At 70.6% G+C, this 26294-nt stretch carries 26 protein-coding genes, 1 pseudogene and 1 riboswitch; of the genes and pseudogenes, 23 read left to right on the top strand and 4 right to left on the bottom strand.

The window, feature by feature from the left end; translation table 11 throughout:
* Positions 1 to 26: 26 nt before the first annotated feature.
* The 8 genes and pseudogenes from OG738_RS01690 to OG738_RS01655 all read left to right on the top strand — a co-directional run bounded on the left by OG738_RS01690 (position 27) and on the right by OG738_RS01655 (position 6541).
* A complete protein-coding gene (locus OG738_RS01690; protein ID WP_329050618.1) occupies positions 27 to 629 on the top strand; it encodes a YceD family protein in 603 nt (200 codons plus the stop codon).
* Positions 630 to 699: 70 nt separating this feature from the next.
* On the top strand, positions 700 to 882 hold the full coding sequence (gene rpmF / locus OG738_RS01685; protein ID WP_003090635.1) for a 50S ribosomal protein L32: 183 nt from the start codon (positions 700 to 702) through the stop codon (positions 880 to 882).
* A gap of 13 nt (positions 883 to 895) precedes the next feature.
* On the top strand, positions 896 to 1645 hold the full coding sequence (rnc, locus tag OG738_RS01680; protein ID WP_329050613.1) for a ribonuclease III: 750 nt from the start codon (positions 896 to 898) through the stop codon (positions 1643 to 1645).
* Positions 1646 to 1734: 89 nt separating this feature from the next.
* Positions 1735 to 3091 (top strand): annotated as a pseudogene (locus OG738_RS01675) (polysaccharide lyase 6 family protein).
* A 43-nt stretch (positions 3092 to 3134) separates the two neighbouring features.
* A complete protein-coding gene (gene mutM / locus OG738_RS01670) occupies positions 3135 to 3992 on the top strand; it encodes a bifunctional DNA-formamidopyrimidine glycosylase/DNA-(apurinic or apyrimidinic site) lyase (RefSeq protein WP_329050611.1) in 858 nt (285 codons plus the stop codon).
* A gap of 58 nt (positions 3993 to 4050) precedes the next feature.
* Positions 4051 to 4485, top strand: a complete 435-nt coding sequence (locus OG738_RS01665) for a helix-turn-helix domain-containing protein (protein WP_329050610.1) — start codon at positions 4051 to 4053, stop codon at positions 4483 to 4485.
* 296 nt (positions 4486 to 4781) lie between these two features.
* On the top strand, positions 4782 to 5351 hold the full coding sequence (locus tag OG738_RS01660) for a hypothetical protein (protein WP_329050609.1): 570 nt from the start codon (positions 4782 to 4784) through the stop codon (positions 5349 to 5351).
* Positions 5348 to 6541 (top strand): MAB_1171c family putative transporter, encoded by a 1194-nt coding sequence (locus tag OG738_RS01655; RefSeq protein WP_329050606.1) that lies wholly within the window; start codon positions 5348 to 5350, stop codon positions 6539 to 6541. Before OG738_RS01660 ends, OG738_RS01655 begins: the two co-directional genes overlap by 4 nt.
* Here OG738_RS01655 and OG738_RS01650 read toward each other — a convergent pair.
* Complete coding sequence (locus OG738_RS01650) at positions 6516 to 7418, bottom strand: SMP-30/gluconolactonase/LRE family protein (protein WP_329050604.1); 903 nt, start codon at positions 7416 to 7418, stop codon at positions 6516 to 6518. The two genes, OG738_RS01655 and OG738_RS01650, sit on opposite strands and share 26 nt — an antisense overlap.
* Positions 7419 to 7554: 136 nt before the next feature.
* Between OG738_RS01650 and OG738_RS01645 the strand changes: the two genes are divergently transcribed.
* The 3 genes from OG738_RS01645 to OG738_RS01635 all read left to right on the top strand — a co-directional run bounded on the left by OG738_RS01645 (position 7555) and on the right by OG738_RS01635 (position 10182).
* The gene (locus OG738_RS01645; protein WP_329050602.1) at positions 7555 to 7878 is read left to right on the top strand and encodes a PadR family transcriptional regulator; all 324 of its coding nucleotides are present in this window, start codon (positions 7555 to 7557) and stop codon (positions 7876 to 7878) included.
* Positions 7875 to 9095, top strand: coding sequence for a DUF1700 domain-containing protein (locus OG738_RS01640; RefSeq protein ID WP_329050601.1), 1221 nt, complete (start codon positions 7875 to 7877; stop codon positions 9093 to 9095). Before OG738_RS01645 ends, OG738_RS01640 begins: the two co-directional genes overlap by 4 nt.
* A 181-nt stretch (positions 9096 to 9276) precedes the next feature.
* Positions 9277 to 10182, top strand: a complete 906-nt coding sequence (locus tag OG738_RS01635) for an alpha/beta fold hydrolase (protein ID WP_442875924.1) — start codon at positions 9277 to 9279, stop codon at positions 10180 to 10182.
* A 129-nt stretch (positions 10183 to 10311) separates the two neighbouring features.
* Here the strand turns inward: OG738_RS01635 and OG738_RS01630 are convergent, their stop codons facing one another.
* Positions 10312 to 10836: a general stress protein gene (locus tag OG738_RS01630; protein ID WP_329050597.1), complete on the bottom strand. Its 525-nt coding sequence runs from the start codon at positions 10834 to 10836 to the stop codon at positions 10312 to 10314.
* Between the two features lie 241 nt (positions 10837 to 11077).
* Between OG738_RS01630 and OG738_RS01625 the strand changes: the two genes are divergently transcribed.
* From OG738_RS01625 to OG738_RS01610, 4 genes are read left to right on the top strand one after another with little or no spacing between them, the layout of a single operon-like run.
* Entirely contained in the window at positions 11078 to 12424 is a 1347-nt protein-coding gene (locus tag OG738_RS01625) for a glutamine synthetase family protein (protein ID WP_329056509.1), read from the top strand.
* Positions 12405 to 13121 carry a gamma-glutamyl-gamma-aminobutyrate hydrolase family protein gene (locus tag OG738_RS01620; protein WP_329050595.1) on the top strand — a complete coding sequence of 239 codons (717 nt, stop codon included), beginning with the start codon at positions 12405 to 12407 and terminating at the stop codon, positions 13119 to 13121. The genes OG738_RS01625 and OG738_RS01620 overlap by 20 nt, the downstream gene beginning before the upstream one ends.
* A complete protein-coding gene (locus OG738_RS01615) occupies positions 13118 to 14485 on the top strand; it encodes an aldehyde dehydrogenase family protein (RefSeq protein WP_329050593.1) in 1368 nt (455 codons plus the stop codon). The genes OG738_RS01620 and OG738_RS01615 overlap by 4 nt, the downstream gene beginning before the upstream one ends.
* Positions 14485 to 15252: a 3-oxoacyl-ACP reductase gene (locus OG738_RS01610; protein WP_329050592.1), complete on the top strand. Its 768-nt coding sequence runs from the start codon at positions 14485 to 14487 to the stop codon at positions 15250 to 15252. The genes OG738_RS01615 and OG738_RS01610 overlap by 1 nt, the downstream gene beginning before the upstream one ends.
* On the opposite strand, the gene OG738_RS01605 is transcribed toward OG738_RS01610, so the two are convergent.
* Entirely contained in the window at positions 15249 to 15446 is a 198-nt protein-coding gene (locus OG738_RS01605) for a hypothetical protein (protein ID WP_329050590.1), read from the bottom strand. The genes OG738_RS01610 and OG738_RS01605 overlap by 4 nt on opposite strands.
* A 72-nt stretch (positions 15447 to 15518) precedes the next feature.
* Between OG738_RS01605 and OG738_RS01600 the strand changes: the two genes are divergently transcribed.
* The 7 genes from OG738_RS01600 (at position 15519) to OG738_RS01570 (ending at position 25106) form a co-directional block, all read left to right on the top strand.
* The gene (locus OG738_RS01600) at positions 15519 to 16823 is read left to right on the top strand and encodes a helix-turn-helix domain-containing protein (protein WP_329050588.1); all 1305 of its coding nucleotides are present in this window, start codon (positions 15519 to 15521) and stop codon (positions 16821 to 16823) included.
* A 78-nt stretch (positions 16824 to 16901) separates the two neighbouring features.
* Positions 16902 to 16995, top strand: a riboswitch (glycine riboswitch).
* 136 nt (positions 16996 to 17131) lie between these two features.
* On the top strand, positions 17132 to 19963 hold the full coding sequence (gene gcvP, locus OG738_RS01595; protein ID WP_442875923.1) for an aminomethyl-transferring glycine dehydrogenase: 2832 nt from the start codon (positions 17132 to 17134) through the stop codon (positions 19961 to 19963).
* A gap of 7 nt (positions 19964 to 19970) precedes the next feature.
* The gene (gcvT, locus tag OG738_RS01590; protein ID WP_329050585.1) at positions 19971 to 21062 is read left to right on the top strand and encodes a glycine cleavage system aminomethyltransferase GcvT; all 1092 of its coding nucleotides are present in this window, start codon (positions 19971 to 19973) and stop codon (positions 21060 to 21062) included.
* Positions 21063 to 21074: 12 nt separating this feature from the next.
* The gene (gene gcvH / locus OG738_RS01585; RefSeq protein WP_329050584.1) at positions 21075 to 21452 is read left to right on the top strand and encodes a glycine cleavage system protein GcvH; all 378 of its coding nucleotides are present in this window, start codon (positions 21075 to 21077) and stop codon (positions 21450 to 21452) included.
* Entirely contained in the window at positions 21452 to 22726 is a 1275-nt protein-coding gene (gene glyA / locus OG738_RS01580) for a serine hydroxymethyltransferase (RefSeq protein WP_329050582.1), read from the top strand. Before gcvH ends, glyA begins: the two co-directional genes overlap by 1 nt.
* A complete protein-coding gene (lipA, locus tag OG738_RS01575; RefSeq protein ID WP_329050580.1) occupies positions 22723 to 23724 on the top strand; it encodes a lipoyl synthase in 1002 nt (333 codons plus the stop codon). Before glyA ends, lipA begins: the two co-directional genes overlap by 4 nt.
* A gap of 14 nt (positions 23725 to 23738) precedes the next feature.
* Positions 23739 to 25106, top strand: coding sequence for an L-serine ammonia-lyase (locus OG738_RS01570; RefSeq protein ID WP_329050578.1), 1368 nt, complete (start codon positions 23739 to 23741; stop codon positions 25104 to 25106).
* A gap of 29 nt (positions 25107 to 25135) precedes the next feature.
* On the opposite strand, the gene OG738_RS01565 is transcribed toward OG738_RS01570, so the two are convergent.
* Entirely contained in the window at positions 25136 to 25312 is a 177-nt protein-coding gene (locus OG738_RS01565; RefSeq protein WP_329050577.1) for a hypothetical protein, read from the bottom strand.
* 192 nt (positions 25313 to 25504) lie between these two features.
* On the opposite strand from OG738_RS01565, the gene OG738_RS01560 reads away from it, so the two are divergent.
* Positions 25505 to 26230, top strand: a complete 726-nt coding sequence (locus tag OG738_RS01560; protein ID WP_329050576.1) for a FadR/GntR family transcriptional regulator — start codon at positions 25505 to 25507, stop codon at positions 26228 to 26230.
* Positions 26231 to 26294: the final 64 nt, after the last annotated feature.

Raw genomic sequence — 26294 nt, 5'->3', positions numbered from 1 at the left:
GGCGACCGGTGCGTACCCTGGACTGGATGTCCGAGAACAAGACCCCCCAGCTCGACGACCGCAGCCCCTGGGTGCTCGACACCCGTGAGCTCGGCCGTCACGCCGGCCTCAGCCGCGCCCTCACGCGCAGCGTGCCGGTGGAGACGCCGCTCGGCGTCCCCGACGTCATCACCATCGAGGCCGGCTCCGCGCTGGAACTCGACGTGCTGCTCGAGTCCGTCGTCGAAGGCGTGCTGGTCAGCGGCACCGCGAAGGCGATCGCGAAGGGCACCTGCGCCCGCTGCCTCGACCCGCTGACCGAGGAGGTCGAGGTGGAGGTCCAGGAGCTGTTCGCCTACCCGGGCTCGGCCACCGAGGAGACCACCGACGAGGACGAGATCCCCCGGCTGATCGACGACCGCATCGACCTGGAGCCCATCGTGCGCGACGCCATCGTGCTGGCGCTGCCGCTGGCGCCGCTGTGCACCGAAGACTGCGCCGGGCTCTGCATCGACTGCGGCGTCAAGTGGGCCGATCTCGAGCCCGGACACGGGCATGAGAAGATAGACCCTCGGTGGGCCGCACTGGTCGAGCGCTTCGACGAGAATGCGGGCGAGCAGCCTGCGCCGGGTCCCGCCGAGCAAGCCTGACGAGCGCCCCAGCTCGTTGCGGAGGAAGTTCGCTCGCACCGCGAGCAGACCGTCATAAGGAGATCTACTCGTGGCCGTCCCGAAGCGGAAGATGTCGCGATCCAACACGCGCTCCCGCCGCAGCCAGTGGAAGGCGGCTCCGGTGCAGCTGGTGCCCTGCTCCAACCGCGCCTGCAAGCAGCCGAAGCTCCAGCACGTCGCGTGCCCGTCGTGCGGCCAGCACAACGGCCGCCAGGTCGTCGAGCCCGCCTGATCGGGTAGCCGACATGGGGGGCAAGACGCCCGGGGGACCACCAGCCGATCCGGCGCCGTTGCTCGAAGCGCTCGGGGTCACACTCGACCCCGAGCTGCTCCGGCTGTCGCTGACCCACCGTTCGTACGCGTACGAAAACGGGGGCCTGCCGCCGAACGAGCGGCTGGAGTTCCTCGGTGACGCCGTGCTCGGCATGGTCGTCACCGATCACCTCTACACCACGCACCCCGACCTGCCCGAAGGTCAGCTCGCGAAGCTCCGCGCCAGCGTCGTCAACATGCACGCGCTGGCGCGGGTCGCCCGCGGGCTCGGCGAGGGCGGGCTCGGGGCGCACCTGCTGCTGGGCAAGGGCGAAGAGCTCACCGGCGGCCGGGACAAGGCGAGCATCCTCGCCGACGGCCTCGAAGCCGTCATCGGTGCCGTCTACCTCGAGCACGGCATCGAGATCGCCCGCAAGCTGGTGCACCACCTCTTCGACGGGCTGCTCGCCGAAGCGCCGCTGCGCGGTGCCGGGCTCGACTGGAAGACCAGCCTGCAGGAGCTGACCGCGTCGGCCGGCCTCGGCGTGCCCGAGTACCGGGTCGAGGACACCGGGCCGGACCACCGCAAGGAGTTCACGGCCACCGTCCTCGTCGCGGGCCGCCCGCTGGGCAACGGCACCGGGTCGACGAAGAAGGAAGCCGAGCAGAAGGCCGCCGAGACGGCCTGGCGTTCGCTGTCCGCCGAACTCGAAGCCGTGAAGAAGGACGACTCGGAGTCCTGATCACCGGGAACGTCCGTTGACGGGTCCGCCTTCCGCTCAGTAGCGTGATGATCATCCGCCGCGCTCGTACTCACTGAGAGGTCTGGCGGATGCGTCTGCTCTTCGTACCCCTGATCGTGGCGGCGCTCGTCGTCGTGCCCGGACCGGCGGCGTCGGCCGCGCAGGTTCGCGTGACGTCGTTGCCGGCGCTGCAGTCCGCACTGGACAAGGCGAACCCGGGCGACACGATCGCCCTGGCCGACGGCTCGTACGCGGCGAGTTCGACGCTCGCGGTCAAGCGGTCCGGCACCACGTCCGCGCCGGTGACGGTGACCGCCGAGCACGTCGGCAAGGCCACCATCACCGGCTCGAAGACGTTCTCCTTCGCGAGCGGCGTCTCGAACGTGGTGCTGCGCGGCTTCAAGTTCCGGGGCGGCGCTTCCCTGAGCATCCCGGCCGGCGCGTCGCACAACCGCTTGTCGCGCAACGACTTCCAGCTCACCAGCGACGGCAACTGGGTTTCGGTCAACGGCGACGACACCGAGGTCGACCACAACGTCTTCCAGAACCGCACGAGCCAGGGCGTGTTCCTGCAGATCCTCGGGCCGTCCGACGCGATGGCGCAGAACGTCCACGTGCACCACAACTACTTCTACAACCACCAGTTCTCGGGTTCGAACGGCGGCGAGTCGATCCGGCTGGGCCTGAGCAACCACCAGTCGTACTCCGCGCACGCCGTCGTCGAGAACAACCTCTTCGAGAAGGCCGACGGTGACATCGAGGCGATTTCCGTCAAGTCGTCCGACAACGTGGTGCGCTACAACACGATTCGCGACAGCAAGGGCTACATCGTGCTGCGCCACGGGAACCGCAGCGTCGTCGAGGGCAACCTGCTGTTCGGTTCGGGCATCCGGTTCCACGGCAACGACCACGAGATCGTCGACAATTACGTCGCCAACTCCGGCGGCCGCGCGATCGTCTTCGGCTCCGGCGACGAAGCCGACAGCGGGCCGACGAGCAAGCTGCACGACCGCCCGGACCGCGTCACGGTCGCGTACAACACGGTGCTGGGTTCGAACAGCGTCATCGACGGCGACGGCGGAAACTTCCAGCCGAAGGACTGCGTGGTCGCGGACAACATCGTGCAGGGCACGTCCGGCACGCTCGTCACGCTGCCCAGCGGGTCGACGGTGAAGTACGAAGGCAACATCACCTTCGGCGGGACGGCGGGCATCCCGTCGCGACCGGTGGATCCCGAAGCTGGTGAAGGACGCGGCCGGGCTCTACCGGCTGGCCGCCGGGAGCCCGGCGATCGACGCGGGCGTCGGGTCCTACCCGTTCGCGGCGAAGGACTTCGACCTGCAGTCGCGTTCGGGCGCGTTCGACGTCGGCGCCGACGAGTACTTCGCCTCGGGCGCGACGCGGGTCCCGCTCACGAAGGCCGACGTGGGACCGGCCGCCGCGTAGGTGCTTTTCACAAAGTGTCGTACCTGCCGGGCACAATGAACGCATGCCCGAACTCCCCGAGGTCGAAGTCGTCCGCGTCGGCCTGCAGGCGCACGTCGCGGGCCGGACCATCCGCGAGGCGGAGGTCCTGCACCCGCGCGCCATCCGCCGGCACGCGCTGGGCGCGGAGGACTTCACGCAGCGGCTGGCCGGCACGCGCGTCGAGGCGGCGCGGCGCCGCGGCAAGTACCTCTGGCTGGAGCTGTCCGACAAGGAGGCGCTGCTGGCCCACCTGGGGATGAGCGGGCAGATGCTCGTCCAGCCCGAGGGCGCGCCGGACGAGAAGCACCTTCGGGTGCGGCTGCGCTTCGACGACGACGGGCCGGAGCTGCGGTTCGTCGACCAGCGGACGTTCGGCGGCCTCGCGCTCGACGACCTCAACGAGGTGCTGCTCCCGGACACGATCGCGCACATCGCCCGCGACCCGATGGACCCGGCGTTCGACCTCGACGCGGCGGTGCGCGCGCTGCGGTCGCGGCGCACCGAGGTCAAGCGGGCGCTGCTGGACCAGACGCTGGTTTCGGGCATCGGCAACATCTACGCGGACGAAGCGTTGTGGCGCGCCCGCCTGCATGGGGCGCGGCCGACCGAAAAGCTGACGTTGGCGAAGGGCCGCGAGCTGCTGTCGGCGGCGTCGGACGTGATGAACGCGGCGCTGGGGGCGGGCGGCACGTCGTTCGACGCGCTGTACGTGAACATCAACGGGCAGTCGGGGTACTTCGACCGGTCGCTCGACGCGTACGGGCAGGAAGGGCTGCCGTGCCACCGGTGCGGCACGGCGATCCGGCGGGAGCCGTTCATGAACCGGTCGTCGTTCTCCTGTCCCCGGTGTCAACCACGGCCACGGGCGAACTCGCGTTGATAAATGGTGTTCAGCTTTCAGCTAGGATGAATACGCCTGGTAGCTGAGGGAGTGCATCGTGGTCAAGGAGCCCGGAAAGTCGACGCTGGCCGAGAAGATCGACCGGCTGTTCCACGTGGTCCGCAGGCCCGATCGGGAGCCGTACAGCAACGAAGAGGTCGCGAAGGCCTGCCGCGAGGCAACGGGCGAGAGCTTCTCGACGACGTACCTGTGGCAGCTGCGCACGGGCCGCCGCGACAACCCGACGAAGCGTCACCTCGAGGCACTGGCCCAGTTCTTCGGAGTCCCGCCGGCATACTTCTTCGACGACGAGCAGAGCACGAAGATCGCCGAGGAGCTGGCCCTGCTGGGAGCCCTGCGCGACGCGGGAGTCCGCGACCTAGCCCTGCGAGCGGTGACGCTGTCGGCAGACGGCTTGGACACGATCAGCGACATGGTCGACGCGATCGCCCGAAGGGAGGCCGGCCGCGGCGGACCGAAGAAGGAGGCCTGAGGTGACGGCGTTCACCGAAGCGGCCACCGCACCGGACGACCGGCGAGGTGCCAGGCCGAGCCGCCTGCCGGACGTGGCCTCGGACTCGCTGGCAAGGAGGAACCGCAGGCCGGGCATAGGCTCGGGCTCGAACCGCCGGCCGGGCATGGGCTCGGGCTGCCCAGAACCCGCTGGTGCTACCCGGTCAGCCGGGCCGAAATCCGGGCACCCGATCTTGTTCCCGTCGCGTATCCCCACCGGCATCGCCGCGTTGAACGGGCCGGAGCCGTGGGGTCGCGGCGTGAGGGAGGGCTGACGTGGCGCGAACACCTTGGCGCCGGCGTCCGGGGCGGGCGCTGTGGAAGCGGGCCCGGGAGGTCGCCGACGGCGTCACCCTGCCCGAGCCCTTCGATGCCGGGGCCTTCGTCGCCCGCCTGGCCGCCGGGCGGGGGCGGCCCATCGAGCTGATGCCCGTCAGCGCTCCCGAAGGCGCTCCCTGCGGCCTGCTCATGAGCACCGAACACGCCGACTACATCCTCTACCCGACCACCACCACCGCCCTGCACCGGCGGCACATCCTGCTCCACGAGGTCGGCCACCTGCTCTGCGGCCACACCGGCGCCGACGGCGGCGCGGACGGCGTGGCGATCGACGCCGCGGCCGGGCGGCAGCTCATGCCCAGCCTTTCGCCCGAGCTGGTCCGGCGCGTGCTCGGCCGGACCACCTACACCGAGGTCGAGGAACGCGAGGCCGAGCTCGTCGCGAGCCTGCTCGCGCAACGCGTCGTCCGGCCGGGAGAGCCGCGCGCACTCGCACCGGATGCCCCGGATGGCTTGCGCCGCTTCGACTCGCTCTTCGGCGGCCCGTCGCGGCGCCGGACGCCGTGATCGAGACCCTGGCCTACCACCTGTGCGTGGTCGGGTTCGCCGGGTTCGGGTACAAGCTCATCGAGGCGCGCCGCGGCCAGCCGGTGCGCACCATGTGGTTCCTCGCCGGGTTCGGGATCTGCATCGCCTCCGGCATCCTCGTGCTGACGCCCGCGATGGCCGCCCTCGCCGGGCCGGGCCCGGTGACCGAATGGGTACTGAGCCTCGCCGGGGACGAGCTGAAGCTGGGCGCGATCGGCTTCGCCGTCGCGTTCACGCAGTCGGTGTGGCGCGGCGAAAGCGCCCGGCTCACCCCGCACGCGCTGTTCACCGGCGCGACGATGGTGCTGCTCGCGGTGTGCTTCACGCTCTCCGAGCCGCGGCGCGTCGGCGACGAAACGGTCTTCTCGGACGCCGGCCTGCCGTTCGCGCTGGCCGACAAGCTCGTCTTCCTGGTCTACAGCCTGATCTGCCTCGCCCTGCTGATCGCGGTGTTCGCCCGCAGCGCGTGGCACGCGGAGCCGGGCCCGCTGCGCACCGGGCTGTGGCTGCTGGTGGTCGGCGTGGGCGCGGCGTTCGCGTGGACGTTCTGGGACGTCGACGACGTCCGCCAACTCGCCCAGACAGCACGCATCGGCGCCCGCGAAGACCTGCCGTCGTCGGTGCTCGCCGCGACGACGATCGGCTTCGTGACGGCGGGCGCGACGCTCAGCGCGTGGTCGCCGGCGATGGCGTCGGTGCTCGGCCGGGTACGGGCGTACCGCGCGTACCGCCGCATCGAGCCGCTGTGGACGGCGTTGCGCGCGGCGGTGCCGGGCATCGTGCTCGACCCGGGCCGCGAGCTGACGGGCGGCGCCGAGTTCGCGCTGTACCGCAGGGTGATCGAGATCCGCGACGGCCACCTGGCCCTGCGCGCCCACTTCGACCCGGACCTCCCGGCCCGCGCGGAGACGGCGGCCCGCCGAGCCGGAGTCCCGGAAGCGGACGTCGCCCCGACGGTGGAAGCGGTGACCCTGGCCGCGGCGATCGAGGCGGGCCGCGAGGGACGCCGCTTCGAGCCCGGCGAGGTGACGTCGGACCCGCTCCCGGACGCCGACGTCGCCAAGGAGGCGGCGTGGCTGGTCCGGGTGAGCCGGGCCTGGCAGCGCGCCGCGGTGGTGGAGCGGGTCCGGTCAGGCGCCGAACTCACGACGGGTAGCGAGCCCCGGTGACCGTCACCCTCAGCGTGTACAGCGAACTCGAAGCCGTGATGAACAGGTCGTTCCCCCGCGCGCCGCCGAACGTGAAGTTCGAGCAGACCTCCGGCACCTTGAGCTTGCCGATCCGCGTCCCGTCCGCCGCGAAGCAGTGCAAGCCGTCGTGGGCCGCCGCCCAGACCTGGCCTTCGCTGTCCACCCGGACGCCGTCGAACACGCCGTTGTCGCACGTCGCGAACACCGAGCCGCCGGTCAGCGCTCCCTCGTCGCCGACCGCGAACACCCGGATGTGGCTGGGCTGCTGCCGGGTGTCCACTATGTACAGCAGCGACTCGTCGGCCGAGAACGCCAGCCCGTTCGGCCGGGAGAAGTCGTCGGCGACGATCCGCACCTCACCCGACGGCGAGACGCGGTACACGTGACAAGCGCCGATCTCGCTCTCCGCCCGGTACCCCTCGTAGTCGCTGTCGATGCCGTAACTCGGGTCGGTGAACCAGATTGACCCGTCCGAGTGCTCGACGACGTCGTTCGGGCTGTTGAACCTCTTCCCCTCGAACTCCGACGCCAGCACGGTGATCGTCCCGTCGTGCTCGGTGCGCGTCACCCGGCGGTGGCCCTGCTCGCAGCTGACCAGCCGGCCGGCGCGGTCGACCGTGTGCCCGTTCGCGTACGAAGAAGGCTGCCGGAACACGCCGACCTGGCCGGTCGTCTCGTCCCAGCGCAGCGTGCGGTCGTTGGGAATGTCGCTGAACACCAGGTAGCGCCCGGCCGGGAAGTAGGCAGGCCCCTCGGTCCAGCGGCAGCCGGTGTGCAGGCGCTGCATCCATTCGTCGCCGTTGACGCGCGCGAAGCGGTCATCCAGCTTCTCGAACTCGGTCTTCACCAGATCCATCGGTCACCCCTCATCAGATTCTGCTTCAAGCATGGATCACCAGGCGTGCGCCCCGCCCGGAAAGGCAAGGGCCCTCCGCCGTGCGCACTACTGTGCAATGCGTGGTACCTTTCCAAGCGTAAGACTGGAGGGTGCAGTGGAGATCAGTCAGCTGCTCAAAGGGGTGCTCGATCTGGCCGTGCTCGCGGTGCTCCGCGAGGAAGACGGCTACGGGTACGACGTCCTGCGAAGACTCCGGGCCGCCGGCCTGGACGAGGTGGGGGACGCGTCGGTGTACGGGACGTTGCGCAGGCTCTACAAGGCCGGCCTGCTGACCTCGTACGTGGTGCCCAGCGAAGAGGGCCCGCACCGCAAGTACTACAGCCTGAACGAGCTGGGCCGGCTCCGCCTGGCGGAGTCGGGCAAGACCTGGCAGAGCTTCGCATCGACGATGAACGTGCTTTTGGGAGAGGCAGCATGAGCGAGAAGCCGACCGCCGTGCGGGTGTATCTGGCGCGGGTCCGCACCGCGCTCGCCGACCTGCCCGCGAGCGAGATCGAAGAAATCCTCGAGGACGTCCGCCCGCACCTGGCGGAGCTCGAGGCCGAGCTGGGCGAGAGCGCCCGCGTCGAGGCGCTGATCGAGCGGCTCGGCACGCCCGAGAGCTACGCCGCCGAGCTGCGCGCGTCCGGCGGGTACCCGCCGCAGGCCGAAGGTGCGACGCAGGTGCTCGCCACCACCGCGAACCCGAGCCTCGCGAAGCCGCGGATCGCGTTGTGGGGCCTGGTGCTCTGCGCGGTGGCGCTCGCGCTGTTCGCGTTCGGCTCCGCCGTCACCCTCAAGCCGGACGTGCTCCTGGGCGCCGCGCTCTTCCTGCCGGTGTTCCTGGTCAGCCTTCTCTTGCTGCTGCGCGGCGGCATCGAGCCGGTGCTGGCGCTGCCGGAGGTGGCGTGGCTGCGGCAGGCGCTGGCCAAGGGGCGCAAGCAGGAGGACTCCGGCAAGGCGCTGAGCTACCTCGCTTCGCTGAAGCCGGCGTGGTGGATCGTGTGCGCCGTCGTACTCGTCGCCTTCGGGTTGCTGCTCATGCTGCGTTCGCGCAGCGCGGTGCTGCTGCTGCCGTTCCTGCTCGTCGCGGGCGGCGCGGCGGTGTGGGCGGGCCCGCGGCTGCGTGGCGACCGGCGGCTCCTGTGGGTTGCGGTGCCGATCTCGGCGTTCGTCATCGGCGGCATCCTGGGCGGGTTCGGTGCCGCGGTCGACCTGATCTCGACCCGGAACTCCTACCCGACCCCGGCCCGGACGTACTTCCCGACGTCCGACCAGTACGGCAACGCTGAGCTGAGCTACGGCAGTCACGAGATCGAGAACGTCTACGCGTTCGACGCCGACGGCAAGCCGCTGACCGAGGTCTACCTCTACGACGAAGAGGGCAGGCCGCTCACACTGACCCGCTACGGCTGCGAGCGGTCGAGCGGCACGAAGGAGAAGATCGGCGCGGACAACCGGTTCCCGCGGCCGAAGATCGAGCAGGGCGTCACCGACGACCAGGGCAACTACAACGGCTACAACGGGTACCGCTCGGCCTGCCGCGAGAACGCGGGCGTGCCGTTCAGCGCGGCGATCCCGAAGGTCACGGTGCCGCCGACGACCACCGCGCCGACGTCTTCGTCCGCACCGGCCACGCCGACGCCGACGAAGTAACGGGGGAACGGACGCCGGGAGCGGGATCGGGCCCCTCCCGGCGTTCACCCGATGCCAACGTGCGCGAAACGTCCCGCGAACGCGGACGTGCTGAGCTGGGTCCGTGCCACTCACGGAGGTCGGGGCGGACACCTTCGCCCCGCGCACACGCGTCGTCCACGGGTACGAGCGCGCCTACCGGATGGCCGGGCGCGGGCCGGCCCTGCTGTTCCTGCACGGCATCGGCGACGACTCGGCGACGTGGCTGGAGCTGCTGGCCTCGCTCTCGGCCGACCACACGGTGATCGCGCCCGACCTGCTCGGCCACGGCGCTTCGGCCAAGCCGCGCGCGGACTACTCCGTCGCCGCCTACGCCTGCGGCATGCGCGACCTGCTGACGACGCTCGACGTCGACCGGGTCACCGTGGTCGGGCACTCGCTCGGTGGCGGCGTCGCGATGCAGTTCGCCTACCAGTTCCCGGAACGCTGTGAACGGCTGGTGCTGGTCGGCTCGGGCGGCGTCGGGGCGAGCGTGCACCCGCTGCTGCGGCTGGCCGCCGCGCCGGGCGCGGGACTGGCGTTGCCGCTGCTGGGCACGCGGCCGGTGCTGACGGTGCTGCGCGGGTTCGCCGAGCTGCTGCGCGTGTCGGAAGGGCTGGGGCTGGGGCCGGACCTCGACTACGTGCTGACCCGCTACGTCCGGCTGCTCGAGCCGAGCACGCGCGCGGCGTTCCTGCGCTCGTTGCGGTCGGTCGTCGACTGGCGCGGCCAGGTCGTCAACATGCTGGACCGCTGCTACCTGACCGAGGGGATCCCGACGCTGCTGGTGTGGGGGACCGACGACCGCGTCGTGCCGAGCGGCCACGCGCTGCGCGCGCACCGGGCGATGCCGGGCAGCAGGCTGGTGCTGTTCGAGGGCGCCGGCCACTTCCCGCACCGATCGGACCCGCGCCGATTCCTGGAGATCCTGCGGGAGTTCCTGGCGGAGACGCCGCCGGCCGAGTACGACCGGGCGCGCTGGGGTGAGCTGCTGCGCGAGGGCCGGGCAGCGCAGCTGCCGGACCCGGGGGCGCTCCCGGACGTGCCGACGGTGTCGTCGGGGACCTGAGCAGCCCCCGTTTTCCACGCTACCGGTGGGCACCGACACTTCCAGGGGTCGCGAGCGGAGTTGTCCCCAGGCACGACGAAGGCCACCTCCCGCGGGAGGTGGCCTTCGCTCTTCACGGCGTCAGGGCCGTCAGTGCAGGAAGGCGCTGCGCGCCGCGAGGTCCGCCAGCAGGGCGCGGCCCTTCTCGGCGTTGCGAGGCTGGGACAGCACGTCGTAGCGGCGCGCCACCAGCTGGCTCTGGGAGATGAAGCCGCGCTTGTTGCGGTTCGCCGCGTAGCCGAGCGCGCCGAACAGCAGGTTGAACCCGAGACCGGCGACCAGGCCGATCACGATCGGGACCAGGCCCGCGCCCGGGTTCAGCAGGCTCAGCACCAGGCCGAGGAAGACACCGAACATCGCGCCGGACGTGGCGGCACTGCCGAGGACCTTGCCCCAGGACATCTTGCCCGCGATCCGCTCGACGAGCATCGGCTCGACACCCACGATCGTGACGTCGGTGACCGGGAACTCCGCGCCCGCGAGGTGGTCGACCGCGCGCTGCGCCTGCTCGTAGGACTCGTAGGAACCGATCGGCCAGCCGGTGGGCAGGGTGGGCAGCTGGGGCCGCGCCTGCTGCTGTCCGATCGCGTTCTGCTGCGTGAATGCTGTGGTCATCGATCTCACCTCTCCTGCCCGGTACAACGTCGGAGTACCCGGGATTCCTCCCGCCGCGCCGGATTCACAGACTCTTCTCAGCCGGGCATCACGGACATTCCGGCTGCCCGGCACCAGCCCGCTTCAATGGTTCAAGAAAATACCTTTGCTCCGGTTGACCCGGCCGACGTCACCGGGTAGGAAGGACCCGCAAAGGATTCGCATCAAACCTTTGGGGCGGCTGATGGCACGCAGGCGAGGCATGCTCACGCTCGACGAGCTCCGGGCGCGGGTGGACGCGGGCACGATCGACACCGTGCTCGTCGCGATCACGGACATGCAGGGCAGGCTCCAGGGCAAGCGCTGCTCGGCGGAGTACTTCCTGGACGAGGTCGTCGGCCACGCCACCGAGGCGTGCAACTACCTCCTCGCGGTGGACGTCGACATGAACACCGTCGACGGCTACGCGCTCTCCTCCTGGGAGAGCGGCTACGGCGACTTCGTGCTGCGGCCCGACCTCGAAACCCTGCGCGAGATCCCGTGGCACGAGGGCACCGCGCTGGTCCTGGCCGACGTCGAGCGCGTCGAGGGCGGCCCGGTGCCGATGTCGCCGCGGCAGATCCTGCGCCGTCAGCTCGAGCGGCTCGCCGAGCGCGGGCTCGCCGCCTACGTCGGGACCGAGCTGGAGTTCATCGTCTTCGACGACAGCTACGAAGCCGCGTGGGACAAGCGCTACCACGGCCTCAAGCCCGCCAACCAGTACAACGTCGACTACTCGATGCTCGGCACCGCGCGCCTCGAGCCGCTGCTGCGCCGCATCCGCAACGAGATGGCCGGCGCCGGGCTCTACCCCGAGTCCGCCAAGGGCGAGTGCAACCCCGGCCAGCAGGAGATCGCCTTCCGCTACACCGACGCGCTCAGCACGTGCGACAACCACAGCGTCTACAAGAACGGCGCCAAGGAGATCGCCGCGCAGGAGGGCAAGAGCCTCACCTTCATGGCGAAGTACAACGAGCGCGAGGGCAACTCCTGCCACATCCACATCAGCCTGCGCTCCACCGAAGGCCGCGCGGTGCTTTCGGGCGACCACGACCACGGCTTCTCGACGCTGATGGAGCAGTTCCTCGCCGGCCAGCTGGCCGCGCTGCACGAATTGACGTACTTCCTCGCGCCGAACGTCAACTCCTACAAGCGGTTCGTGCCCGGCAGCTTCGCGCCGACCGCGATCGCGTGGGGCACCGACAACCGCACGTGCGCGCTGCGCGTCGTCGGGCACGGCGAGTCGCTGCGCGTCGAAAACCGCGTGCCGGGCGGGGACGTCAACCCGTACCTGGCCGTCGCCGCGCTGATCGCCGCCGGGCTGCACGGCATCGAGAACGAGCTGGAGCTGGAAGAGCCCTTCACCGGCAACGCCTACCACTCCGATCGACGCACCGTCCCGACCACGCTGCCCGAAGCCGCCGCCGCGCTCGCGGGGAGCGAGCTGGCGCGCGAAGCGTTCGGCGAAGACGTCGTCGAGCACTACCTGAACGCGGCGAAGATCGAGGTGGACGCCTACAACGCCGCCGTCACCGACTGGGAGCTGGTCCGTGGCTTCGAGCGACTCTGACGACCGGCCGGTCATCGGCCTCACCAGCTACCTCGAACCCGCGAAGTTCCTGGTCTGGGAGACCGAAGCCGTGCTGCTGCACCGGTTCTACGTCGACTGCGTCGTCGCGGCCGGCGGCATCCCGGTACTGCTGCCGCCGGTGTCGGACGCGTTCGACCGGCTTGTGTCCATTGTGGACGGACTGGTGCTCACCGGCGGCGCGGACGTGGAACCCGCGCGCTACGACCAGGAACCGCACCAGGCGACCTACACGCGGCCGAACCGGGACGCGTTCGAGTTCGGCCTGTTCGAAGCCGCGCGCAGGGCGGGCAAGCCGGTGCTCGGCGTGTGCCGCGGCCTGCAGGTGATGAGCGTCGCCCTCGGCGGCACACTGGTCCAGCACCTGCCGGAAGCGCAGGAAACCACCGAGCACCAGCCCGCGCCCGCGACGTTCGGCCGGGGCACGGTCACGCTGGCCGAGGGCAGCCGGGCGGCGGCGATCCTCGGCACCGAAACCAAGACGCTCTGCTACCACCACCAGGCCATCGACCGGCTCGGTACCGGCCTGGAGGCGGTCGGCTGGGCCGCCGACGGCACGATCGAGGCCGCCGAGGTACCGGGCGAGTTCACGCTGGGCGTGCAGTGGCACCCCGAGCAGGACAGCGACGACGTCCGGCTCTTCGCGGCCCTCGTCGACGCGAGCAAGGAGAGGGCATGACCAGCAGCTTTGACGTCCTGAACCCCGCCACCGAGGAGGTGGTGCGGACGGTCCCGCTGGCCGGCGCCGACGAGACCGACGCGGCGATCGCCCGCGCGCAGGCGGCGTTCCCGGCGTGGCGCGACGTCACCCCCGGCGACCGCGCGCGGCTGCTGCGCCGCTTCGCCGACGCCGTCGACGCCGACATCGAGCACCTCGCGCGGCTGGAGGTCGCCAACTCCGGGCACACGATCGGCAACGCGCGCTGGGAAGCGGGCAACGTCCGTGACGTCCTCAATTACTACTCCGCCGCGCCGGAACGCCTGATCGGCAAGCAGATCCCGGTCCCGGGCGGGGTCAACGTCACCTTCCAGGAACCCCTCGGCGTGGTCGGCGTGATCGTGCCGTGGAACTTCCCGATGCCGATCGCCGGCTGGGGTTTCGCGCCCGCGCTCGCCGCCGGCAACACCGTGGTCCTCAAGCCCGCCGAGCTGACGCCGCTGACCGCGATCCGGCTGGGCGAGCTGGCGCGCGAGGCGGGCATCCCGGAGGACGTCTTCCAGGTGCTGCCGGGCAAGGGATCCGTCGTCGGACAACGGTTCGTGGACCACCCGGGCGTGCGCAAGGTCGTCTTCACCGGCTCCACCGAGGTCGGCAAGCAGATCATGGCCGGCTGCGCGGCGCAGGTGAAGCGCGTGACGCTCGAGCTGGGCGGCAAGAACGCGAACATCGTCTTCGCCGACTCCGATCTGGAGAAGGCCGCGGCGACCGCGCCCTACGGCGTCTTCGACAACGCGGGCCAGGACTGCTGCGCGCGGTCGCTGATCCTGGTGCAGGCCAGCGCGTACGACCGGTTCATGGAACTGCTCGAACCGGCGGTGCACGGCGTCGTCGTCGGCGACCCCGCCGAGGAGAAGACCGAGATGGGGCCGCTGATCTCGGCCGCGCACCGGGAGAAGGTGGCGTCGTACGTGCCGGACGACGCGCCCGTCGCGTTCCGCGGCAGTGCTCCGAGCGGCCCCGGTTACTGGTTCCCGCCGACCGTCCTCACCCCGCCCGACCTGCGGCACCCCGCCGTGGCGGAGGAGGTCTTCGGCCCGGTCGTCGCCGTCGTGCCGTTCGCCGAAGAAGCCGACGCCGTCCGGATGGCGAACGCCACCGAGTACGGCCTGTCCGGGTCGATCTGGACCCGCGACGCCGGCCGCGCGTTCCGCGTGGCGCGCGGCGTCGAGGCCGGCAACCTGTCGGTGAACTCGCACTCTTCGGTGCGCTACTGGACGCCGTTCGGCGGGTTCAAGCAGTCCGGCCTCGGCCGCGAGCTGGGCCCCGACGCCGCGGCGGCGTTCACCGAAACCAAGAACGTCTTTCTGAGCACGGAGGAGTAATGGTCCAGCGTTTCGAAGGCCGCGTCGCGGTGATCACCGGCGGCGCGAGCGGCATCGGGCTCGCCTCGGCCCGCCGCCTGGCGAGCGAAGGCGCGAAGGTCGTCATCGGCGACCTGACGCCGGCCGAGGGCAAGGCGGCCGCGGACGAGGTCGGCGGCGCGTTCATCCAGACCGACGTCACCGACGCCGAGCAGGTCGAGAACCTGTTCCACAGCACGGTCGAGCAGTTCGGCTCGGTCGACGTCGCGTTCAACAACGCCGGCATCTCCCCGCCCGAGGACGACTCGATCCTGACCACCGGCATCGAGGCGTGGGAGCGGGTGCAGCGCGTCAACCTGACGTCGGTGTACCACTGCTGCAAGTCCGTCCTGCCGCACATGCAGCGGCAGGGGCGCGGGTCCATCATCAACACGGCGTCGTTCGTCGCGGTGATGGGCGCGGCGACGTCGCAGATCTCCTACACCGCTTCCAAGGGCGGTGTCCTGGCGATGAGCCGCGAGCTGGGCGTCCAGTTCGCGCGGGAGAACATCCGCGTCAACGCGCTGTGCCCGGGACCGGTGAACACGCCGCTGCTCAAGGAACTGTTCGCGAAGGACCCGGAACGCGCGGCGCGGCGCCTGGTCCACGTCCCGGTCGGCCGGTTCGCCGAGCCGTCGGAGATCGCGGCCGCGGTGGCGTTCCTGGCCAGCGACGACGCCAGCTTCATCACGGCGTCGCAGTTCCTGGTCGACGGCGGCATCTCCGGCGCGTACGTCACCCCGCTCTAACGGCGCGTCGGTTTCTTGACGCCGTACACCTCCCGCAGGTAGTTCCAGGCGGCGTTGAGCTTCTTGCGCTCCTCGGACACGAGCTTCTCGCGGCGGCGCAGCACGCGGACGGCGATCTCCGAGGCGAGGAACGCACCGGCGGCGAAGGTCAGGACGCCGACGATGAGCGTCAGGGCGATGATGGTGGTGGTCATGGTGACCAGCGTCGATGCGGTGCGGGCGGGTTGTCCCTGCGCAAAGCTAGCCGGTTTCGTTAGCTTTGTGAGGTGACGCACTGGCGCGCCGACGAGTGGGCGGAAGCGGTCCGGGCCGGGATCCGTTCCCGCGGGCTTTCCTTGGACGAGGCCGCCAGACGCATCGGCGTCCCCACGTCGACGCTGCGGAGCTGGATCGAACACCGGCACGCGCCGAAGGTGACCGTCTTCGACCACTGGGCTCAACTCGCCGAGGTCACCGGCCTCGGCGAGGCCGAGCTGCTGCGCGTCGCCGGGGTGCTTCCGGACAGCCTCGCCAGCCCGGTGCACGTCGCGCAGGCCGCGAAGGCGCTGCGGGAAGGCATCGACCAGGCCGGGCAGTTCCTCCGGCAGGCCACCGCCCTCGTCTACTCCTCGCCCGGCACGCAGGTGGCCAACGCCATCGCCGCGTCGCCGATCGACTGGGAGATGCGGATCCGCTCCGCCACCCGCGGCGACGAGGTCCGCGTCACCTACCACCACTACGTCGGGATCGTGCCGCCGCAGGGCTTTCCCCACGACGACGCCGAGGTGCGGCGGATCGTCGAGCACGACATCCTCGGCGAGCTGTGGCGCCCGCTCGGGCTCTACTGGCGGGTGGCCGAGGTGCACGACTGGCACCAGCCGCCGCGGCTGGTCATCCAGGTGCCCGAGCAGGAGGCGACGCGGCCGCCCGCGTCGTCGCCGGTGGTTGCCGCGCCGCCGGTCGTGGTGCTGTCGCCGATCTGGGGGTACGGCGAGCTGCTGGCGTCGCTGGTCGCCGACGGCCTCGGGTTCGGCAACGTCGACTTCCGCTACTTCGGCCTCCCGGACGCGATGGCCGACCGCGTCCGGATCACCGCCCGCGAGCTGGCCGCGCCCGCGCCGCGGCTGGTGCACTCGGTGCCGCCGATCATGCTGCTGCACGGCCTGGCCGTGCCCGACCTGACCGGACGGCTCCCCGTCGTCGTCCGCTACGGCCCCCGCATGCGCGAGCGGGCAGCGCGTATTTACCGCGAGCCGCTGCTCGAAGCCGGCTTCGCGGACCCGTTGGAGGGAGCGCGGGCGATCGAGGAAGCGATCTCGGTCTCGCCGGACTGCGCGTACTTCGACGTGACGCTCGCCGACGAGGACGTCTTCGACGGTGACCGTCCTTCGCTCGACCGGCTCAACGACTCGGTGGCGTGGTTCGCCGAGCAGATCGTCGAGCAGGTGCTGCTGGGCGCCGGGCACCCGCTGGTGCCGCTGGGTGGCCCGCTGAAACGCCTGGTCCTGCCCTCGGGCCGGGTCCGGCGGCCACCGGCGCTGGCCGGGCGCGTGGTGCGGCGGGTCGCGGGTCGAACCGCGCTCGAACGGTGATGTGGCGTTGCCCGGGTGAAGTAGACGGACCTCGAACCCGGCGGGTACCGTAGCCGCCACAACTGCAGATCGGGCCGTCGAGCCGAGGCGGGAGAGCCCTCACGAAGTCAGTGGGGCACCGAAGGAGCAAACTCCCCAGAATCTCTCAGGTACCTGTTACCGCTTCGCGCGAGGCCACTCTGGAAAGCAGGCGCACCCGCGCCTCACCCAAGGTGAAAGCCGCGTCGCACGCGGTGAAACTCTCAGGTGCCATGACAGAGGGGGAGTTCCCAGCGCACCGCTGTGTGCCCAGGCCCGAGGAGCTCCCCATCACTTCCACGCAGTTCGACGCCCGCCACATCGGCCCGTCCGAGGCCGAACGCGCGAAGATGCTGGCCGAGTGCGGCTACGGCAGCCTGGACGCCCTGGTCGGCGCGGCCGTGCCCAGCGCCATCCGCGCCACCGCTGACCTGCGGCTCCCGCCCGCCGCGTCCGAAGAGGACGCCACCGCGGAGCTGCGCGCCCTCGCCGCGCGCAACCGGCCGATGACGCAGATGATCGGCCTGGGCTACTCCGACACCGTCACGCCCGGCGTCATCCGCCGCAACGTCCTCGAGAACCCGGCCTGGTACACCGCGTACACGCCCTACCAGCCGGAGATCTCCCAGGGCCGGCTCGAAGCGCTCCTCAACTTCCAGACGATGGTCGCCGATCTGACCGGCCTGGCCACCGCGAACGCGTCCCTGCTGGACGAGTCGACGGCCGTCGCCGAGGCCGTCACGCTGATGCGCCGCGCGTCCAAGTCGAAGTCGAACAAGGTCGTGCTCGACGCCGAGTGCCTGCCGCAGACGATCGCCGTCGTGCGCACCCGCGTCGAGGCGCTGGGCATCGAGGTCGAGGTCCGCGACCTGCTCACCGGCCTGCCGGACGACTTCTTCGGCGTCGTCGTCCAGTACCCGGGCGCGTCCGGCGTGCTGCGCGGCCGTGGCTTCTACCACGCGATTTCCGAGTCGGCGAAGGCCGCGGGCGCGCTGTTCACCGTCGCCGCCGACCTGCTCTCGCTGACGCTGATCACCGCCCCCGGCGAGTTCGGCGCCGACGTCGCCGCGGGGTCGACGCAGCGCTTCGGCGTCCCGCTCGGCTACGGCGGCCCGCACGCCGGGTACATATCGGTCCGCGCCGGGCTCGAGCGGTCGCTGCCCGGCCGCTTGGTCGGCGTCTCGGTCGACGCCGACGGCAACCCCGCCTACCGCCTCGCGCTGCAGACGCGGGAGCAGCACATCCGCCGCGAGAAGGCGACGTCCAACATCTGCACCGCGCAGGTCCTCCCGGCCGTGCTCGCCGCGATGTACGCGGTCTACCACGGTCCGGACGGCCTGAAGAAGATCGCCCAGCGCGTCCACGGCCTCGCCGCGGGCTTCGCAGATGCTCTTCGCAAGACCGGCGTCGAGGTCGTCCACGAGTCCTTCTTCGACACGGTCGTCGCGCGCGTCCCGGGCCAGGCCGCCGAGGTCCACGCCGCGGCGCGCGAGGCCGGGATCAACCTCGGTCACGTCGACGCCGACCACGTCCGCGTCGCCTTCGACGAGGTCAGCACGCCCGCGATCGCCGCGAAGGTCCTGCGCGCGTTCGGCGTCGAGGACGAGGCCGGCGACGGCGTCGCGTTGCCGAATGGCCTGGCCCGCGAGAGCGGCTTCATGGGCCACGGGGTCTTCGGCACCCACCGCTCCGAGACGGCGATGCTGCGTTACCTGCGCCGGCTGTCCGACCAGGACTACGCGCTCGACCGCGGCATGATCCCGCTCGGCTCCTGCACGATGAAGCTCAACGCCACCACCGAGATGGAGCCGATCAGCTGGCGCGAGTTCGCGGGCATCCACCCGTTCGCGCCGGCCGAAGACGCTGCGGGCTACCACACGCTCGTGGGGCAGCTGGCCGATTGGCTGGCCGAGGTCACCGGCTACGACAAGGTGTCGCTGCAGCCGAACGCGGGCAGCCAGGGCGAGCTGGCCGGGCTTCTCGCGATCCGCGCCTACCACCGCGCCAACGGCGACGACGCCCGCGACGTCTGCCTGATCCCGTCGTCCGCGCACGGCACCAACGCCGCGTCCGCGGTGCTCGCCGGGATGCGCGTGGTCGTGGTCAAGTGCACCGACGAAGGCAACGTCGACCTGGTCGACCTGCGGTCCAAGGTGGACACCCACCGCGACACGCTCGCCGCGATCATGGTCACCTACCCGTCCACCCACGGCGTGTACGAGCACGACATCGACGAGCTGGCCAAGATCGTCCACGACGGCGGCGGCCAGGTGTACGTCGACGGCGCGAACCTCAACGCTCTGCTGGGCCTGGCCAAGCCGGGCGAGTTCGGCGGCGACGTCTCGCACCTGAACCTGCACAAGACGTTCTGCATCCCCCACGGCGGTGGCGGCCCGGGCGTCGGCCCGGTTGCGGTGCGCGCGCACCTCGCGCCTTACTTGCCGAACCACCCGCTGCTCGCGGCCGCGGGTCCCGAGACCGGCGTCGGCCCGATCAGCGGCGCGCCGTACGGCTCGGCGTCGATCCTGCCGATTTCCTGGGCCTACGTGCGGATGATGGGCGCACCCGGCCTGACCGCGGCCACGAAGGTCGCCGTGCTGGCGGCGAACTACGTTGCTTCGCGCCTGGCGCCGCACTACCCGGTGCTCTACACCGGCCAGGACGGCCTGGTGGCGCACGAGTGCATCCTCGACCTGCGGCAGATCACCAAGGAGACCGGCGTGACGGTCGACGACGTCGCGAAGCGGCTCATCGACTACGGCTTCCACGCGCCGACCATGTCGTTCCCAGTCGCGGGGACGCTCATGGTCGAGCCGACCGAGTCGGAGGACCTGGGCGAGATCGACCGGTTCATCGCCGCGATGATCGCCATCCGCGCGGAGATCGACGAGGTGGCGCAGGGCCGCTGGAGCGCGGAGGAGTCGCCGCTGCGCGGGGCGCCGCACACCGCCGAGACGCTGGTCGGCGAGTGGGACAAGCCGTACGACCGCGAGCTGGCCGTGTATCCGGCGGGTGTTTCGCGCAAGAACAAGTACTGGCCGCCGGTGCGGCGCATCGACGGCGCCCGCGGCGACCGAAACCTCGTGTGCTCCTGCCCGCCCCTCAACGCTTACGAAGGCTGATCCCGACGTGTCGAAAGAGACCTCCCTGCACGGAGTCCACAAGGGACTCGGCGCGCTGTTCACCGACTTCGCCGGCTGGTCCATGCCGGTCCGCTACGCCAGCGAGCTGGCCGAGCACAAGGCCGTCCGCGAGGCGGCCGGGCTGTTCGACCTCTCGCACATGGCCGAAATCCACGTCACCGGCAAGCAGGCGGCGGACGTCCTGGACTTCGCGCTGGTCGGCAACCTGACCGGCGTCAAGCCGGGCCGGGCGCGGTACACGATGATCTGCAATGAGTCCGGGGGTGTCCTGGACGACCTCGTCGTCTACCGCCTGGCCGACGAGCACTACCTCGTCGTCGCCAACGCGGGCAACGCCCAGGTCGTCGCGGACGCTCTCGCCGAGCGGGTCGCGGGCTTCGACGCCGTCGTGGACGACCGCAGCGAGACGACTGCGCTGATCGCCGTCCAGGGCCCGAAGGCCGTCGAGATCCTCGGCGCCGTCACCGACGCCGACCTGGACGCGCTGAAGTACTACGCCAGCGTCCCGGCGTCGGTGAAGGGCCACGACGTCCTGCTCGCCCGCACCGGTTACACCGGCGAAGACGGCTTCGAGCTGTTCGTCGACGCGGACGAGGCACCCGCGTTGTGGCGGCTGCTGCTGGAGGCGGGGGAGCCCCACGGTCTGGTCCCGGCCGGGCTCGCCTGCCGCGACACGCTGCGCCTCGAAGCCGGGATGCCGTTGTACGGCAACGAACTCACCGTCGAGCAGAGCCCGTTCGAGGCGGGGCTCGGCCGGGTCGTCAAGTTCGAGAAGCCGGGCGACTTCGTCGGCCGCGCGGCCCTCGAGGAGCGGTCCAAGCAGGACGTCCCCCGCGTACGGGTCGGTCTTCGCGGAGCTGGTCGCCGCGCGCCGCGGCACGGCTACGCGGTGCTGGCCGAGGGCACCGAGATCGGTGAGGTGACCAGCGGCGCGCTGTCGCCCACGCTGGGTTACCCGATCGCCATGGCGTACGTCGATCGGGCGTACGCCGAGCCCGGCACCGAGCTGTCCGTCGACATCCGGGGCAGGATCGAGCCCGTCGAGGTCGTCGCCCTGCCCTTCTACTCCCGCGCGTAAGGACTCCCAGCTGTGAGCATCCCCGAGAACCTGAAGTACACCAAGGAACACGAGTGGCTGTCCGTCGAAGACGGCGTCGCGACCGTGGGCATCACCGCCTTCGCCGCCGAGTCGCTCGGTGACATCGTGTTCGTCCAGCTGCCCGACGCCGGCGCGACCGTGACCGCGGGCGAGGTGTTCGGCGAGGTCGAGTCGACCAAGTCGGTCAGCGAGCTGTACGCGCCGGTCTCCGGCGAGGTCGTCGAGGTGAACGGCGCCACTTCGGACACCCCCGAGGTCATCAACTCGGACCCCTACACGGAAGGCTGGCTGCTCAAGGTGCGCCTGACCGGGGACGTGCCGGAACTGCTCGACGCCGCCGCGTACGCCGCGCTCACCCAGGAGAACTGATGACGACGTTCGACCAGCACCTGTCCGAAGTCGACCCCGAGGTCGCCGCGGCCGTCGCCGACGAACTGACCCGCCAGCAGTCGACCCTGGAGATGATCGCCTCCGAGAACTTCGCGCCCGTGGGCGTGCTCGAGGCGCAGGGTTCGGTGCTGACCAACAAGTATGCCGAGGGTTACCCCGGCCGCCGCTACTACGGCGGCTGCGAGCACGTCGACGTCGTCGAGCAGCTCGCCATCGACCGCGCGAAGGCCCTGTTCGGCGCCGAGCACGCCAACGTCCAGCCGCACTCGGGCGCGCAGGCCAACGCGGCCGCGATGTTCGCGGTGCTCAAGCCGGGCGACACGATCCTCGGGCTCGACCTGGCGCACGGCGGCCACCTGACGCACGGGATGAAGATCAACTTCTCGGGCAAGCTCTACAACGTCGTCGCCTACCACGTCGACAAAGAGACCGGGATCGTCGACCTCGCGGAGATCGAGCGCCTGGCCGTCGAGCACCAGCCGAAGCTGATCATCGCCGGCTGGTCCGCGTACCCGCGTCAGCTGGACTTCGCCGAGTTCCGCCGGATCGCCGATCTCGTAGACGCGCGGCTGATGGTCGACATGGCGCACTTCGCCGGGCTGGTCGCGGCCGGGCTGCACCCGTCGCCGGTGCCGCACGCCGACATCGTCACCACGACCACGCACAAGACCCTCGGCGGCCCGCGCGGTGGCCTGATCCTGTGCCGCCAAGACCTGGCGAAGAAGATCAACTCGGCGGTGTTCCCGGGTCAGCAGGGCGGCCCGCTGGAGCACGTCATCGCGGCCAAGGCCGTCGCGTTGAAGATCGCCGCGAGCGACGAGTTCCGCGAGCGTCAGGAACGGACCCTCGAAGGCTCGCGGATCCTCGCCGCGCGGCTGTCGCAGTCGGACTGCGCCGACGCCGGGGTGCGGGTCCTGACCGGCGGCACCGATGTCCACCTGGTGCTCGTCGACCTCGTCCAGTCCACTTTGGATGGCCAGCAGGCCGAGGACCGGCTGCACGAGGTCGGCATCACGGTCAACCGCAACGCCGTCCCGTTCGACCCGCGCCCGCCGATGATCACGTCGGGCCTGCGCATCGGCACGCCGGCGCTCGCCACCCGCGGGTTCCAGGCCGAGGACTTCACCGAGGTCGCCGACGTCATCGCCGAGGCGCTCAAACCGGACTTCGACGACGCCCTGCGCTCGAAGCTGCGCGACCGCGTCGAGGCACTGGCCGCGAAGCACCCGTTGTACGCGGACCTTTCGCGATGAGCGCGCTGCCCGAGGGCCGGAAGCTGCTGCGTCTGGAAGTTCGCAACAGTGAGACGCCGATCGAGAAGAAGCCGCCGTGGATCAAGACGCGGGTGCGGATGGGGCCGGAGTTCACCGAGCTCAAGGGTTTGGTGCGCCGTGAGGGTTTGCACACGGTGTGTGAAGAGGCGGGGTGTCCCAACATCTACGAGTGCTGGGAAGACCGTGAGGCCACGTTCCTGATCGGTGGGGATCAGTGCACGCGTCGGTGTGATTTCTGTCAGATCGACACGGGTAAGCCTGCTGAGCTGGACCGTAGTGAGCCGCGGAAGGTGGCGGAGTCGGTGCAGGCGATGGGCTTGCGGTATTCGACGGTCACCGGTGTGGCGCGGGATGATCTGGACGATGGTGGTGCGTGGCTGTATGCCGAGACCGTGCGGGAGATTCATGCTTTGAACCCGGGTACGGGTGTGGAGTTGCTGATTCCGGACTTCAACGCGGATCGGGAGCAGTTGGCGGAGGTGTTCGGGTCGCGGCCGGAGGTGCTGGCCCACAATGTGGAGACGGTGCCGCGGATTTTCAAGCGGATCCGTCCTGGGTTCCGGTATGCGCGGTCGTTGGAGGTCATCACGGCGGCGCGTGCGGCCGGTTTGGTGACGAAGTCGAATCTGATTCTGGGCATGGGTGAGACGCCGGATGAGGTGGCTCCGGCGATGCAGGATCTGGTCGATGCGGGCTGTGAGATCTTGACGATCACGCAGTATCTGCGTCCGTCTGCTCGGCATCATCCGGTGGATCGGTGGGTGAAGCCGGAGGAGTTCGTCGAGCATTCGCAGGCTGCGGAGGCGATGGGCTTCGCGGGTGTGATGGCGGGACCGCTGGTCCGCTCGTCCTACCGCGCGGGACGGCTCTACGCCCAGACCAAGGGTTACCGTGGAGAGGAGCTGCCGGAAAACCTGCGGCACCTCGCCGACCAGGGCCCGGCCGCGCAAGAAGCCAGCTCCCTGCTGGCGCGATAGGAAGGGGCAGATCAATGGCGATCAGCGTCTTCGACCTGTTTTCGATCGGCATCGGCCCGTCCAGCTCCCACACCGTCGGGCCGATGCGGGCCGCACTGACCTTTGTGGACGGACTCGGCAACGACCTCGGCCGGACCGCGCGCGTGCAGGCCGAGCTGTTCGGCTCGCTCGGCGCGACCGGCTTCGGCCACGGCAGCGACAAAGCCGTCCTGCTCGGGCTGTCCGGTGAACGTCCCGAAGAGATCGACACCGACACCGTGCCCGGGCGCATCTCGGCAATCCGCGAGTCCCGCAGGTTGCTCTTGGGCGGCACGCACGAGATCGCGTTCGACGAGGACACCGACCTCACCATGCACCGCCGCAAGTCCCTGCCCGCGCACCCGAACGGCATGGTGTTCCGCGCGTTCGACGCCTCGGGCTCGTTGGTGCGGGAGCGCACGTACTACTCGGTCGGCGGCGGGTTCGTCCGCGACGAGTCGTACGAGACGGACGCGGTGTTCGTCGAGGACTCGACGCCGGTGCCGTACCCGTTCCGCACCGGCGCTGACCTCCTGGGGCACTGCGCCGCCACCGGCCTGCCCATCAGCGAGATCATGCTGGCGAACGAGCTGTCGTGGCGCACTGCCGCGGAGGTGCGGTCCGGGCTGCTGGACATCTGGGCCGTCATGGCGGAGTGCGTCCGCAACGGCTGCACGCACGAAGGTGTCCTGCCGGGCGGCCTGAAGGTGCCGCGACGCGCGAAGGCGTTGCACGAGAAGCTCCTGGCCGAAGACGGCGCGGACGACCCGTTGTACGCGATGGACTGGGTGAGCCTGTACGCGCTGGCGGTCAACGAGGAGAACGCGGCGGGCGGCCGCGTGGTCACCGCGCCGACCAACGGCGCCGCCGGGATCATCCCGGCCGTGCTGCACTACTACCAGCGCTTCATCCGGCACTCGACCGACGACGGGATCGTGACGTTCCTGCTCACGGCGGGCGCGATCGGCTCGATCCTCAAGCAGACGGGCTCGATCTCGGGCGCGGAGGTCGGCTGTCAGGGCGAAGTCGGCTCGGCGTCGGCGATGGCGGCGGCGGGCCTGACCGAGGTGCTCGGCGGCTCGCCGGCCCAGGTGGAGAACGCGGCGGAGATCGGGGTGGAGCACCACCTCGGCCTCACCTGCGACCCGGTCGGCGGCCTGGTCCAGATCCCGTGCATCGAGCGCAACGCGGTGGGAGCGTCCAAGGCGATCCACGCGGCCCGCATGGCCATGCGCGGCGACGGCAGCCACGTGGTGACGCTGGACAAGGCGATCAAGACGATGCGCGAGACGGGCGCGGACATGAGCGTGAAGTACAAGGAAACGGCTCGGGGTGGCCTGGCGGTGAACGTCATCGAGTGCTGACCCGGCGGCGCTTTCCCGGGAAAGCTACGTCAGTTCCGCCGGTCTTCGTCCTCCACCGCCAGCCTCAGGCCCACCTCCACCAGGCGCCAGCCCAGCTGCTGCTTCCGCGTTCCCGGGCTGCGGCTCGGCGTCGCCCGGCCCGGGGGGTCGTTGCGGACGCCGTGGCGTAGCTCGTTCTCGCGCTCGTGGACCAGATCTTCAGCCATCAGGAAGTGCACCGGATCGCCCCCTGCGTCGATGTTCGGTGTCGGTGGTGCCATCGTCGCCGACCGTGGCCGTCCGGTTCCACCGGTTTTTCCGCACGCGAACACGAGTGTCACCGACAGCGACCGTCCGCGGCCACTCCGAAGGTGCGCCGCGGCGGCGCCGGGCCCCGCGGCGCGGCCTAAACTCGCGGGATGGAACCGACCTCGGTGGCGAATGCCGGTGAAGCGCTGTTCCGGCCGGTGCGTGCGGGCAACGCCTTCGAGGAGACCGTCGAGCGGCTGCTCCAGGCCATCCGCCTCGGCGTGGTCGGCGCGGGGGAGCGGCTGCCGTCGGAACGGGAGCTCGCCGAGCGTCTCGGGGTCAGCCGCGTCACGCTCCGCGAAGCCATCCGGGCCCTCTCCGACGCCGGTTACGTGGAGTCACGGCGGGGGCGCTATGGCGGCACTTTCGTGCACGACACCCTGCCCGGACCGCCGGAACGCTCACCCGGGGGCAAGGTCGACGCCGTTGTGCTCGAGGACGCCCTCAGCCTCCGCTACGTCCTGGAGACGGGCGTCGCGGAGATGGCCGCCGCCCGCTCGCTCAGCCCGGCCGACCGGCAGCACCTCACCGGCACGCTCGCCGAAGCCGCCGGCGCGGACCTCGACGACTACCGCCGCAAGGACTCCCGGCTGCACCTCGCGATCGCGGAGGTGACCGCGTCCAGCTCCTTGACCACGGCGATGGCCGATGCCCGTACCCGCGTCAACCAGCTGCTCGACCGGATCCCGCTGCTGCCGCCCAACCTCGAACACTCCAACGCCCAGCACGAGGCGATCGTCGACGCGATCCTGGCCGGCGACGCCCCCGCCGCACGCCAGGCGATGGCCGAGCACATCGAAGGCACGGCGTCGCTCCTGCGCGCGTTCCTGGCCTGACGGCGCCTTGACAGGATTCGAACAACCTCGTTGGTTCTCCACAGAACTTCTTCACCCGTCCGGA

The organism is Amycolatopsis sp. NBC_01488, assembly GCF_036227105.1.
Classification (GTDB): domain Bacteria; phylum Actinomycetota; class Actinomycetes; order Mycobacteriales; family Pseudonocardiaceae; genus Amycolatopsis.
Note: the sequence above shows the minus strand (reverse complement) of the source record. Positions and strands in the feature narration are given on the sequence as shown.